At 69.7% G+C, this 12370-nt stretch carries 10 protein-coding genes; 7 read left to right on the top strand and 3 right to left on the bottom strand.

The window, feature by feature from the left end; translation table 11 throughout:
• Nucleotides 1–243: 243 nt before the first annotated feature.
• A complete protein-coding gene (gene galK / locus ABZ803_RS04945; protein ID WP_357033025.1) occupies nucleotides 244–1368 on the bottom strand; it encodes a galactokinase in 1125 nt (374 codons plus the stop codon).
• Nucleotides 1369–1693: 325 nt separating this feature from the next.
• On the opposite strand from galK, the gene ABZ803_RS04940 reads away from it, so the two are divergent.
• The gene (locus ABZ803_RS04940; RefSeq protein WP_357033022.1) at nucleotides 1694–1888 is read left to right on the top strand and encodes a hypothetical protein; all 195 of its coding nucleotides are present in this window, start codon (nucleotides 1694–1696) and stop codon (nucleotides 1886–1888) included.
• Entirely contained in the window at nucleotides 1888–3420 is a 1533-nt protein-coding gene (locus ABZ803_RS04935) for a GGDEF domain-containing protein (RefSeq protein ID WP_357033019.1), read from the top strand. The genes ABZ803_RS04940 and ABZ803_RS04935 overlap by 1 nt, the downstream gene beginning before the upstream one ends.
• 1 nt (nucleotide 3421) lies before the next feature.
• Here the strand turns inward: ABZ803_RS04935 and ABZ803_RS04930 are convergent, their stop codons facing one another.
• Nucleotides 3422–4183 (bottom strand): DUF6319 family protein, encoded by a 762-nt coding sequence (locus ABZ803_RS04930; RefSeq protein ID WP_357033016.1) that lies wholly within the window; start codon nucleotides 4181–4183, stop codon nucleotides 3422–3424.
• A 338-nt stretch (nucleotides 4184–4521) separates the two neighbouring features.
• Nucleotides 4522–5142, bottom strand: coding sequence for a TetR family transcriptional regulator (locus tag ABZ803_RS04925; RefSeq protein WP_357033013.1), 621 nt, complete (start codon nucleotides 5140–5142; stop codon nucleotides 4522–4524).
• Between the two features lie 210 nt (nucleotides 5143–5352).
• On the opposite strand from ABZ803_RS04925, the gene ABZ803_RS04920 reads away from it, so the two are divergent.
• From ABZ803_RS04920 to ABZ803_RS04900, 5 genes are read left to right on the top strand one after another with little or no spacing between them, the layout of a single operon-like run.
• Nucleotides 5353–6720: an NAD(P)-binding domain-containing protein gene (locus tag ABZ803_RS04920; protein ID WP_357033010.1), complete on the top strand. Its 1368-nt coding sequence runs from the start codon at nucleotides 5353–5355 to the stop codon at nucleotides 6718–6720.
• A gap of 7 nt (nucleotides 6721–6727) precedes the next feature.
• Nucleotides 6728–7885 carry a serine hydrolase domain-containing protein gene (locus tag ABZ803_RS04915; protein ID WP_357033007.1) on the top strand — a complete coding sequence of 386 codons (1158 nt, stop codon included), beginning with the start codon at nucleotides 6728–6730 and terminating at the stop codon, nucleotides 7883–7885.
• On the top strand, nucleotides 7885–8931 hold the full coding sequence (locus tag ABZ803_RS04910; protein WP_357034288.1) for an NAD(P)-dependent alcohol dehydrogenase: 1047 nt from the start codon (nucleotides 7885–7887) through the stop codon (nucleotides 8929–8931). The genes ABZ803_RS04915 and ABZ803_RS04910 overlap by 1 nt, the downstream gene beginning before the upstream one ends.
• Before the next feature lie 28 nt (nucleotides 8932–8959).
• A complete protein-coding gene (locus ABZ803_RS04905) occupies nucleotides 8960–10609 on the top strand; it encodes a class I adenylate-forming enzyme family protein (protein WP_357033004.1) in 1650 nt (549 codons plus the stop codon).
• A gap of 4 nt (nucleotides 10610–10613) precedes the next feature.
• Entirely contained in the window at nucleotides 10614–12365 is a 1752-nt protein-coding gene (locus ABZ803_RS04900) for an amidohydrolase family protein (RefSeq protein ID WP_357033001.1), read from the top strand.
• The last annotated feature ends 5 nt before the right edge of the window (nucleotides 12366–12370 follow it).

Genomic DNA, 12370 nt, shown 5'->3' with positions numbered 1-12370 from the left:
GCAGGTCGGACACGATCGGCACGGCGGCGAGAACGGACGGATCGGCGAGCGGCACAGCGTTCCTCCTGGCGGTGAAACCGGGGCGGCGAGCGAGATCGTCCGTCGTGCGAGAGCATGCGTCGTGCTGGTCCTGCCCGGCGTCGCGCGACCTCCTCGTCGCCCGCCGAATGGTGTCGGCTGACACCACTCTGCGTGATCATGCCCTACCGGCGCGGCACATTCGCCCACAATCAGGCCGGTCGCTCAGCGGGCCCGGTGCGCTCCGGCGGCGGCGACCACCGCGAAGGTGCGCGGCGCAGCCAGACCCGCGTCGGCGAAACGCCGCCGCACCGCCGCCACCACCGCCTCGGTGCCCTCCCGGTCGACCAGCGCGATGGCGCTTCCGCCGAATCCGCCGCCGACCATGCGCCCGCCGTGCGCTCCCGCCGCCACCGCGGCCTCCACCGCCGCGTCGAGTGCCGGGGTGGACACCTCGAAGTCGTCGCGCAGCGAGGCGTGCCCCGCGGTGAGTATCGGCCCGATTCCCCGAGGGTCGACGCCTTCTCGCAATTTCTCGGCAACTGCGAGCACCCTGGCGTTCTCCGTCACCACGTGCCTGGCGCGGCGGCGCAGCACGTCGTCGGCGATCCGGTCGACGTCGGCCGCCGCCAGATCGCGCAAGGCGGTGACGCCCAGCGCCTCGGCCGCCGCGGCGCACTGGTCGCGACGCTCGGCGTAGTGGCCGTCCACGAGTTCGTGCGGCTGCCCCGTATCGATCACCAGCAGTTCGAGTCCGAACGCGGCCAGGTCGAAGGGGATCTGCTCGTGCCCGGTCCCGCGCGGCGCGGCGGTGTCGGCGGCGAATGCCCGCACGTCCAGCAAGAGCGCGTGCCCGGCCGTGCACAGCAGCGCGGCCGACTGGTCGAGCAAGCCGGTCGGCGCGCCGACGTAGTCGTTCTCGGCGGCACGGGCCATGTCGATCAACACACGGTCGGTCACGCCGGGCGCGAACAGGTCGCGTAGCGCGACGGCCACCGCGCAGGACAGCGCCGCCGAGGACGACAGCCCCGCACCGATCGGCACCGCGCCGTCGAGGTCGAGATCCACGCCGGGAATCCGGTGCCCACGCCGGGTGAACTCGGCGACCACGCCGAGCGGATAGCGCGCCCATCCGGGCACCAGTGCCCGTTGCCGGGCGAGATCGGACACCGCGACGACCACCGGCTCGCCGGGCCGCTGCCGCGAGGCCACCCGCACCGATCCGTCGGTGCGCGCCCCCGCCGCGCACCGCACCACCAGCGGCAACGCGATCGGTAGGACGTAACCGTCGTTGTAGTCGGTGTGCTCACCGATGATGTTGACCCGCCCCGGCGCCACCCATGTCCGCAAGCTCGTCCCTCGCTGTCCTCGTCGGTCGTGTCAGGGTACGAGACACCCCGCCCGACCGTTGTCCGCGCCGCGCGATCTGCGCTCGTGACGCACAGTCGATTCGACGCGAGACCGGCCTGCGAATTCGGTGGCCGCGCCGGATCGGGAGGACATCATGACGCACGACACCCGCACGGCGATTCATCGCACGGCAGGTGCTGCATCCCGAGGAGTTTCGCGCCGAGATGGTGGACCCGCGCGTGCAGGAGTACGTGGCGCATACGGTTTCATTCTTGTTGCGCCAACTGCCCGCGAGGGGCGGCATTCCATGCCATGATCAAATCAGTTGTCCAGGGCATTGGTTGCCGAACGCGCTGCGGTCGGTTGGGACATCTGCTCGTACAACAACACTCGGTTCTCGTTCGCCGGCAGCATCCGGGCACTGCTCGACGAACAGGCGAACGTCGAAGTCGCGGTGGAGGATTCCCAGATCTGTTACGCGGCCCGGTGTACCGGGGATGGAGCGACCAAGGGGGGCTGATGACACCCAGTGAACAGCCACAGCCCGGCTGTCGGCGCGGTATCGGATCGGGCTGGTACGCGGTGTTTCTCGGGGGAGGCGCGGCCGCGATCGCGGTCCACCTGACGCTCGACTCGCAGGTGGTGGCGTTCGCCACGATGGCCGTCATCGTCGGCGAGACCCTCGCCATGATCGCCGTCGGCGTGCACATCCACCGCCCCGCGCACCCGTTGCCGTGGTATCTGCTGTCCGGCTCGGCGGTGCTGTTCGCCACCGGCACCACGCTGCGTGACATCGGCGACCACGCGCTGCATCCGCTCGACGACGCGTTCACCCTGCTGGGTTATCTCGGTGTTGGGCTCGCCGCCCTGATCTGGTTCTGGCCGCGCCACGTGCACGGCAATTACGACCTGCTGCTGGACTCCGCCCTCATCGGGCTCGGCGCGCTGCTGGCTTCCTGGACCTTCCTCATCTCCCCGATCCTCCAGTCCACCGAGACCGGGCTCGACGCGGTGGTGGCGGCGACCTACCCGGTGCTCGACGCACTGCTGCTCACGTTGGTGGCGCACTCGATGGCCACCTCCACGCGCGCGGAGACCTCGCTGTGGCTGTTGCACGCCGGGCTGATCGCGGTGCTGCTCGGCGACCTGGGCTACAGCCTGGAGACCGCGGGCGCGACCGCGTTCGGGCGCGAGGTGCTGCTGGCTCCCCTGCTCGCCGCCTACGCCACCGTGGGCGTCGCGGCGCTGCACCCGACCATGGCCGCGCTCGGCATGCCGCGGCGCATCCACCCGCACCACTCCCGACAGCGCGCCAGCCTCATCGCGATCGCGCTGATCGTGGCCTCGCTGGTACCGGTGGTCGGGTCCGGTCTGCGCCCGCTCGACCGCGTGGTGGTGTCGTCGCTGTTCGCGCTGTTGCTGATCGGGATGCTGGTGCGCAGCGAGCGCGCGATCGTGCGCAGTGCCCGCAGCGAGCGGCGCGCGCAGTACCAGGCCGACCACGACATGCTCACCGGATTGCTGAACCGGGCCGCGCTGCTGCGCGCGCTGCGGCAGCGCGGCGAACAATGGGCCGAGCGACCGATCTGCCTGCTGTTCATCGACCTCGACGGCTTCAAGCGGGTCAACGACAGCTACGGCCACGCCGTCGGCGATGAGCTGATCGCGACGGCGGCGAGCCGGATTCGGCGGGTGGTGCGCCAGGAGGACGTGGTGACCCGCTACGGCGGCGACGAGTTCGTCGTGCTCGCCCCGCTCGCCCGGCCGGAGGCCGCCGTGCTGGCCGAACGGCTGCTCGGCGCGTTCGTCCGGCCGTTCGGGCTGAGCGCGGGCGAGATCCCGATCACCGCGAGTGTCGGCGTGGCGTGCGTGGGTCCGCGCAGCTCGGACACCGACGCGCACCGCCTGCTGCGGGACGCGGACGCGGCCATGTACCACGCGAAGCAGTACTCGCTCGGCTACGCGTTCCACGACGACGTGCGACGCGAGAGTCCCGGCGCCGAGCGCCGGATCTGGCGCGCGGCCGCCCGATCCGCCAGTCCCGCGGTATGACTCAGTCGCTCAGCTCGTTCAGCAGGCGCCTGGCCTCCTCGAGCTCGGCCTGTAACTGCTGCACCTTGGCCTCCTGCACACCGCGCAACGCGTCGAGGACTCCGGCGACCACCTCGGCCACCTCCGGATGCAGGATCTTCGCCGCCTGCGCCACGGTGGATCCGGCCACCGGAAGGCCGCGCAGGGTGCGCTTCTTACCGCTGACCACGTCGATCGACCACTCGCCGTCGGCGGTGCCGGTGAGCGTCACGGTGACCTCGGGCGCCTTGGTCTTGCGAGCGGCGGCCGTTTTGGCGGGCTTCGGCGCCGTCGCCGCCGCGGCTTGTTTGCCCGCGCTCTCGGCACGGCTCGCCGCAGCGGTGGTCTCCGCGGGCTTCGGGCCTGCCGACGGCTGGGGTGCGCTCGCCTGCGCGGGCTGAGTCGCGGTGCTCGTCGTGGTCGACGGCTGGGTCACAGGGGTTTCCTTCCTAGGGGTCGACTTGGGCTGGGCAGTGGCGCCCGCCGCACCTCGCGGCGGCTTGGTCAAGGTCACCTCGATGGGAGAGAAGGACAGTACATCCTTCGATCCGGTCGGGCGGACCTGCAGGAAGTCACCGTCGGCAGGGTCGCCGAGGGCGATCACCTTGCCCGAGCGCCCCTCCGGAACGCCCACCGCGGCGGCGGTGAACCACACCATGGGCGGGCGGCCACCGGCGATGTCCGTGGCGATCTGCTGAATCTCGCTGTCCGACAATGGTTGCGGCTTGGTTCGTGGGGAGGGCATGGTGACTCCGAGCGATTTCGTGGTTGGCTGCGTGCACAGATGATGCCCCACGCCGCCGACAGATTTGCGGGCCACCGTCGGATCGAGGCCGCGGATAGTCCGATCCGGGCAATCAGCGAATATCTGGCAACAGATTCCGGCACGCACGAGTGACGACTCGGCAGTCGACTCCGGTACCCCATGCGCGACATGATCCGCTCCGGCGAATCGGTATGCGGCACCGGTGATCAGGCGCCGCTCCCTCGAACCGGTATCCGGCCACGGGTGACATCAGCGATACGCGGCATACGACGCTGCTCGCGGAGGCGTCACCGCACACCGGATTCCCCGCGGCGCGCTCAGCTCGATGCCGTCGGCGCGCGCAGCGCGGGGAACCAGATGTCGGTGAGCACCTCGACGGCTTGGTCCGCCGAGACATCGATGGTGCCCTGCATCGCCCAGCGGGTGAAGAATCGTTCCAGTTGCGCGACAAGCAATTCCACCCGCAACCTCGCTTCGTCGTGCCGATCGGCGGGCCACCCGGCAAGGTAGGCGGTCATCGCGTTGGGCAGCGCGAGGATGCCGTTGCGGGCGATCTCGCGGAACTCCGGCTCCAGTGCGGTCGCCTCGTCCCAGGCGAGCAGCATGTCCTTGTACTCGTGGAACCACTCCATCGCGCGGGTCATCCAGCCGGCGAACTCGGCGCGTGAACCGGTCTCGAGCACCCGGTCGAGGTCCTGATAGAAGTGCAGCGCGGTGGGCGCGCTGCCCTCCTCGGCGATCGCGCGCAGGATCTCCAGCTTGCCCGCGAAGTGCAGGTAGAACGTGGCGCGGCTGCAACCGACCGCGGCGGCGATCTCGTCCACCCGCACGGCGGCGTAGCCGCGGGTGGCGAACAGCTCCTTGGCGGCCTCGAGCAAGCGGGTCCTGGTCTGCTGCTTCTGCTCGTCCCGCAGGTTCGTATTCGCGTTCGTCCGCATGGTGAACCGGTACCTCGTCTCCGTAAAAGCCGGGCTGACGTGCTGCTTCCGCTGACAGAGTCTACGCATGGACGGTCTTGATAGACAGTGCGTCATTCACTGGACGTGATGTCTAGCGAGTGCTATTTTGTTGCCTACGTCACTCCGGCGCCACCCGCGCCGGATTGTTCGGCCGTCATCGACGACGGCCCTCCAGCACGAGGACAGTGAATGACGTCAACCGCACTCCCCCGCGTCTGCGTGATCGGGGCGGGCCCCTCCGGGATCACCGCCGCCAAACGGCTGCACGACCACGGCATCCCCTTCGACTGCTACGAAGCCTCCGACGAAGTCGGGGGAAACTGGTACTTCAAGAACCCCAACGGCATGTCGGCCTGCTATCAGAGCCTGCACATCGACACGTCCAAGTTCCGCTTGGCCTTCGAGGACTATCCGGCGCCCGACGAGTGGCCGGACTTCCCGCATCATTCGCAGCTGTTCCAGTACTTCCGCGACTACGTCGACCATTTCGGCATCCGCGACCGGATCGTGTTCGGCACCGCGGTGACCGCCGCCGAGCGCGGGGCGGACGGTCGCTGGCTGATCACGACGAGCGACGGGCACACCAAGGACTACGACGCGCTCGTCGTCTGCAACGGGCACCATTGGGATCCGCGCTTGCCGGACTACCCGGGCGAATTCGACGGCACGCTGCTGCACAGCCACGCCTACAACGACCCGTTCGACCCCGTCGACATGCGTGGCAAACGGGTCGTGGTGGTCGGCATGGGCAATTCGGGACTGGATATCGCCTCCGAGCTGTCGCAGCGATTCATCGCCGCGAAGCTCTACGTCTCCGCCCGGCGCGGGGTCTGGGTGCTGCCGAAGTACGTCAACGGCAAGGTCGGCGACAAGCGCTCGATGCCACGATGGATGCCGCCGAAGCTCGGTCTCAAGCTCAAGCAGCGATTCGTCCGGAAGTTCCGCGGCAATATGCGGGACTACGGACTGCCCGAGCCGGACCATCTGCCGTTCGAGGCCCATCCGTCGGCGAGCGAGGAATTCCTGCACCGCGCGGGCTGCGGCGACATCGCCTTCAAGCCCGCGATCACCGCGCTGGAAGGCTCGCGGGTGCGCTTCGCCGACGGCAGCGTCGAAGAGGTGGATGTGATCGTCTGCGCCACCGGTTACCGCATCTCCTTCCCGTTCTTCTCCGACCCCGAGCTGCTGCCCGACCGCGACAACCGTTTCCCGCTGTTCAAGCAGATGATCAAGCCGGGCATCGACAATCTGTTCTTCCTCGGGCTGGCCCAGCCGCTGCCCACGCTGGTGAATTTCGCCGAGCAGCAGAGCAAGCTGGTCGCCGCCTACCTCACCGGCCGCTATCACCTGCCGTCGGAGGAGGAGATGCGGGCGGCCATCCGGTCCGCGGAATCGGCCAGGACGGGCCGCTACTACGACTCGCCCCGGCACACCATCCAGATCGAATTCGAACCGTACGTGCGGGACCTGCGGCGGGAACTCGCGCGCGGCGCGAAACGCGCCACCGCCGCGGGAAACGCGTTGCCGGTGCGTGCCCGGGCACTCGAACAGGTGTGAGGCGGCGATGACCACTACCACGGGAACTGCCACATCGGGCTTCTGCGCCGAGCGATTCGCGCAGGTCCGAACGGAACTGGAGACCCGGCTCGCTTCCGGGGACGAACTCGGCGCCTCGATCTGCGTCAGCGTCGACGGCGAACCGGTCGTCGACCTCTGGGGCGGGTACCGCGACCCCGGACGCACCGAGCCGTGGACCGAGGACACCTTGGTCAACGTCTTCTCCCTGACCAAGACCATGACGGCGCTGTGCGCCCTGCTGCTGGTCGAGCGCGGCGAGCTGGACGTGTACGCGAAGGTGGCCGAGTACTGGCCGGAGTTCGCCGCGAACGGCAAGGGCGACATCGAGATTCGTCATCTGCTGGCACACACCTCGGGCGTCTCGGGGTGGCAGCCGCCGATCGAACTCGCCGACATCTACGACGCGGAGGCGTCCGCCGCCCGCCTGGCGAGCCAACCGCCGTGGTGGGAGCCGGGCACCGCCTCTGGGTACCACGCGCTCGCCTACGGCCACCTGATCGGCGCGGTGATCCGCCGTGTCACCGGACGCTCGCTGGGCGAGTTCTTCGCCGCGGAACTAGCCGGGCCGCTGGGCGCGGACTTCCACATCGGCACCGCGCCCGAGCACCACGGGCGGATCGCCACCTTGGTCCCGCCCACCATGCCGGAGTTCGACATGGCCGCGCTCGACCAGGACAGCGTGCTGGTCAAGACGCTCACCAGCCCGCTGCTCGACATCGCCGAGACGGCGAGCGCGGCATGGCGGCAAGCCGAGATCGGCGCGGTGAACGGTCACGGCAACGCGCGTTCGGTGGCGCGGGTGCAAGGACTGGTCTCCTGCGGCGGCGAACTCGGCGGGCAGCGACTGCTGTCGGAGGACACGATCGAGCTGATCTTCCGGCAGCAGTCCGACGGCGTGGATCTCGCGCTCGCGACGCCGCTGCGGTTCGGCATCGGCTACGGTCTGCCGCAGCGGCAGACCGCCCCGGAGGTGCCCGACGGCCGGGTGTGCTGGTGGGCCGGGTACGGAGGCGCGATGGTGGTCAACGACCTCGAGCACCGCACCACGTTCGCCTACACCATGAACCGGATGGCGCCGGGCCTGATCGGCTCCGACCGTGCCGACGCCTATCTGCGCGCGACGTTCGCGGCGGTACGCGGATGATGCGGGCATTGCAACTCACCGACCCCGGCGTGCTGGAACTGCGCGAGGTGCCGATTCCGGAGATCGGTCCCACCGATCTGTTGCTGCGCGTGGGCGCGGCGGGCATCTGCCATTCGGACCTGCACGTGCTGCACATCCCGTTCCGGATGCGCGAGGAGCCGTTGACCCTTGGCCACGAGATCGCGGGCACCATCGAGGCCGTCGGCGACGGGGTGGACGGCCGCAGGCCCGGCGAGCGCGGCATCGTGTATCTGTGCTGGTCGTGCGGGGTCTGCCGGGAGTGCGTGAGCGGCAACGAGAACGTCTGCAGCGCCGCGGGCCGCACCGCCATGCCGCCGTGCCCCGGTCTCGGGCCGGACGGCGGGATGGCCGACTACATCCGGGTGCCCGCGAGTTCCTTCGTGCCGATCGGCGACCTCGATTTCGCCCAGGCCGCGCCGCTGGCCGACGCCGCGCTGTCGAGTTATCACGCCATCCGCGGCGCTCGCGAGCACCTCGGCCCCGGGTCGGTGGCAGTGGTCATCGGGATCGGCGGGCTCGGTCACGTCGCGGTGCAGATCCTCGCCGCGACCACGGCCGCCCGCGTGCTGGCCGTGGACGTGAGCGCCGACAAACTCGAACTCGCCGCGCGCTGCGGAGCGGCGGAGGGATTCGTCGCGGGCGACGACACCGCCGGAGTGATCCTCGACCGGACCGGAGGCCGCGGCGCCGACGCGGTGTTCGACTTCGTCGGCGTCCAGACCACCGCACGGCTCGCGGTGGAGTCGGTGGCGCCCAACGGGGCATACCGCATGATCGGCCTCGGCGGCGGCGCGCCGGAGATCACCGCGGCGCCGGCCGACGGCACCGGTTGGCCATGGGGCGCGTCGGTACGGAAGACCTACGGCGGCACCAGATCCGACTTGTTCGACGCCGTGGCACTGGCCACGTCGGGCAAGCTACGCGTCGAGGTGGAGCGCTACCCCTTGGCCGAGGGTCGCGCTGCCCTCGACCGGCTGGAACGCGGCCTGATCACCGGCCGAGCGGTCCTGATCCCGCAGCCGTGACTCATCGACCCACTAGGAAGTACCCGATATGACAAAGCCCTTCGACCAGCAGGCATTCGTGGCGGAGGCCGCGGGCAGGCTCACCGGCCCCGGCGGTCGATTCGAGATGGTGATCGAGGACGTGCTCGGCGCACCGATGCCGGTGGTACGCCACCGCAAGTCCTCGCTTCGCGAGCTACTCGTCGCCGCGTCGGCGCACGGCGACCGGGACTACCTGGTCACCGCGGACCGCCGGATATCGTTCACCGAGCACGCCGCCGCGGTCGCGGCACTGGCCACGGCCCTGCGCGACCGATTCGGCGTCGGGAAGGGCGACCGCGTCGGCATTCTCGCCGCGAATACACCCGAGTGGGTCATCACCTTCTGGGCGGCCCAGGCGCTCGGCGCGATCGCGGTGGGTTACAACGCGTGGTGGGCGCCGCGCGAGATCGCCTACGGCGTCGAGCACACCGGCCCCACCGTGCTCGTCGTCGACGCGAAGCGCGCCGCGGCGGCGGCGGAACTGGACATCCGGATTCCCCTGCTCACCATGGAGCACGACGTACCAGCGCTCATCGCCGAACACCGCACCGACGAGTTGCCACACGCCGACATCGACGAAGACGACCCCGCGGTGATCCTCTACACCAGCGGCACCAGCGGACGCCCCAAGGGGGCGGTGCATTCGCACCGGAACCTGGTGGCCGTCACCGACTATCACCTCTTCGGCGACGCGCTGGCCGCCGCGCTCACCGGCGCGACCGAACTGCCCACCGGTCGGCGCTTCCTGCTCACCTCGCCGCTGTTCCACATCGCCAGCCTGCACAACCTGGCGGTCCCCCGGCTGGTCAGCGGCGACGCGGCGGTGATCCACCAAGGCTCGTTCGACGCCGACCGGGTGCTGCGACTCATCGAGACCGAACGGGTCACCAACTGGGGCGCGATGCCGACCATGGCCACCAGGATGCTGGATCTCGACCTGTCCGGCTACGACCTGTCCTCGCTGGCCTCGTTCTCACTGAACTCGGCGCCGTCGTCGGCCGCGCTGCAACAGAAGCTGCGCGATCAACTGCCCGTCGCCCGCAACGCGCTGGTGACCAGCTATGGGCTCACCGAATGCAGCACCGCCGCGACGCTGGCGAGTCCGGCCGAGCTGGCGGCGTTCCCGGACACCGTGGGACGACCGGTCGTCGGGGTCACGCTGGAAATCCGTGACAGCGCGGGCAACGCGGTTCCCGACGGCGCGGAAGGCGAGATCTGGGTGCGCAGCCCCTACGTGATGCTGGGGTACTGGCAGGACGAGACGGCGACCGCGGCGGCGATCACCGCGGATCGCTGGTTGCGCACCGGCGATATCGGGATCATGGAGGACGGCAGGCTGCGGTTGTCCGGGCGCCGTTCGGATCTCATCCTGCGCGGCGGGGAGAACGTCTATCCCACCGAGATCGAGCAGTGCCTCGAGGAGCATCCCGCAGTGCGCGAATGCGCGGTCCTCGGCGTGCCCGACGCCGACCTCGGTCAGCAGGTCGCGGCGTTGGTCGTGGTCGACAACAGCACGGCCATCAGCGAAGACGAGCTGCGCGCGTTCACCGCCGAGCGGCTCGCCTACTACAAGGTGCCCGCCCGCTGGCGGTTCACCACCACCGCGCTTCCCCGCAATGCGACCGGCAAGGTCGTACGCGCCCAACTCGAGGTGTGAATCCATGTACGACACCATCATCGCGAACGGCCGCTGGTTCGACGGCACCGGCGCGCCCTCGGCGATCAGGCACCTCGGCATCCACGACGGGCGGATCACGACCATCTCGGCCGAGCCGATCGACGACCCGGCCTGCCCGAACGTGGTGGACGCCACCGGGAAGTGGGTGATCCCGGGGATGCTCGACATCCACACCCATTACGACGTGGAGGTGCTCCAGCATCCCGCGCTGACCGAATCGCTGCGCCACGGCATCACCACGGTGCTGCTGGGCTCGTGTTCGTTGTCGACCGTGCACGTCGACGCCTCCGACGCGGGCGACCTGTTCGCGCGGGTCGAGGCGATTCCGCGCAAGCACGTCGTCGCGGCGGTGGACGAGCACAAGACCTGGCGCTCGGCGCACGAGTACGCGGCCGCCCTGGACCGGCTGCCCTTGGGTCCGAATGTCGCCGCGTTCATCGGGCATTCGGATATTCGTGCCGCCCAACTCGGTCTGGAGCGCGCCACCCGCAAGGACGTCCGGCCCGATGCCGCCGAACTGGCCGGGATGGAGGCGAAACTGACCGAGGCGCTGGACGCGGGCTTCGTCGGCATGTCCTCTCAGCAGTTGCTGTTCGACAAACTCGACGGCGAGGTGTGCCGGTCGCGCACGCTGCCATCCACCTACGCGACGCTGCGGGAACGGCACCGGCTCAACAGCGTGCTGCGACGGCGCGGCGGGGCGTTGCAGGGCGGCCCGGACGTGTCCCGGCCGCACAGCCTGGTCACCATGGCGGCCAGCAGCCTCGGCCTGTTCCGCAGGCCGCTGAAGGTCAGCCTGCTCTCGGCCGCCGACATCAAGGCGATTCCCGCTGTCGTGCACCTGTTTCCGCTGATCGCCCGGGTGCTGAACAAGCTGGGCGGCAATTTCCGCTGGCAGCACCTTCCGGTTCCCTTCGAGGTCTACGCCGACGGCATCGACCTGGTGGTGTTCGAAGAGTTCGGTTCCGGCGCCGAAGCGCTGCACCTGGCCGATCAGGTGGACGAACGACGGGAACTGTTGCGCGACGAGAACTACCGGCGCCGCTTCCGCGCGGATTACGACAAGAAATTCGGTCCACGGGTATGGCACCGCGACTTCTTCGACGCGCAGATCGTCGAATGCCCCGACCCCACGGTGATCGGCAAGACCTTCGGCCAGGTGGGCTCGGAGCGCGGCGGCGTGCACCCGGTGGACGCGTTCCTCGACCTCGTGGTGGAGCACGGCAGCAAGGTGCGCTGGCGCACGACGATTTCCAATCATCGACCGGAGGTGCTCGATCGGCTCGCCGCCGATCCGGGCGTGCAGCTGGGCTTCTCCGACGCGGGGGCCCATCTGCGCAACATGGCGTTCTACAACTTCGGGCTCCGCTTCCTGCGCCGCGTGCGTGACGCCGCGGACGCCGGTCGCCCGTTCCTGTCGATGGAACAGGCGGTGCACCGGCTCACCGGTGAACTCGCGGACTGGTACGGCTTGGACGCCGGGCATCTGCGGGCGGGCGACCGAGCCGACGTCGTCGTCCTCGATCCGGCCCGCCTGGACGATTCGCTCGACGCCTACCAGGAATCGCCGGTCGCCCCGTTCGACAACCTGTCGCGCATGGTGAACCGCAACGACGACACGGTCACCGCGGTGTTCGTCGGAGGCGTGCGGGTCTTCGGTGACGGCGCTCCCGCCGAGGTCCTCGGCACCCGACGGACCGGCCGGTTCCTGCGCGCGACGACCGCCGTCCGGTGATCGGA

Origin of the sequence: Nocardia sp. NPDC047648, from assembly GCF_040642815.1 — a bacterium.
GTDB lineage: Bacteria > Actinomycetota > Actinomycetes > Mycobacteriales > Mycobacteriaceae > Nocardia > Nocardia gamkensis.
Note: the sequence above shows the minus strand (reverse complement) of the source record. Positions and strands in the feature narration are given on the sequence as shown.

What these genes read in the sequence shown, in the direction of transcription:
- ABZ803_RS04925 (WP_357033013.1), bottom strand. Translation starts at nt 5,142, where the DNA reads ATGCGGACGAACGCGAATACGAACCTGCGGGACGAGCAGAAGCAGCAG.
- ABZ803_RS04915 (WP_357033007.1), top strand. Translation starts at nt 6,728, where the DNA reads ATGACCACTACCACGGGAACTGCCACATCGGGCTTCTGCGCCGAGCGA.
- ABZ803_RS04935 (WP_357033019.1), top strand. Translation starts at nt 1,888, where the DNA reads ATGACACCCAGTGAACAGCCACAGCCCGGCTGTCGGCGCGGTATCGGA.
- ABZ803_RS04910 (WP_357034288.1), top strand. Translation starts at nt 7,885, where the DNA reads ATGCGGGCATTGCAACTCACCGACCCCGGCGTGCTGGAACTGCGCGAG.
- ABZ803_RS04900 (WP_357033001.1), top strand. Translation starts at nt 10,614, where the DNA reads ATGTACGACACCATCATCGCGAACGGCCGCTGGTTCGACGGCACCGGC.
- ABZ803_RS04905 (WP_357033004.1), top strand. Translation starts at nt 8,960, where the DNA reads ATGACAAAGCCCTTCGACCAGCAGGCATTCGTGGCGGAGGCCGCGGGC.
- ABZ803_RS04930 (WP_357033016.1), bottom strand. Translation starts at nt 4,183, where the DNA reads ATGCCCTCCCCACGAACCAAGCCGCAACCATTGTCGGACAGCGAGATT.
- ABZ803_RS04920 (WP_357033010.1), top strand. Translation starts at nt 5,353, where the DNA reads ATGACGTCAACCGCACTCCCCCGCGTCTGCGTGATCGGGGCGGGCCCC.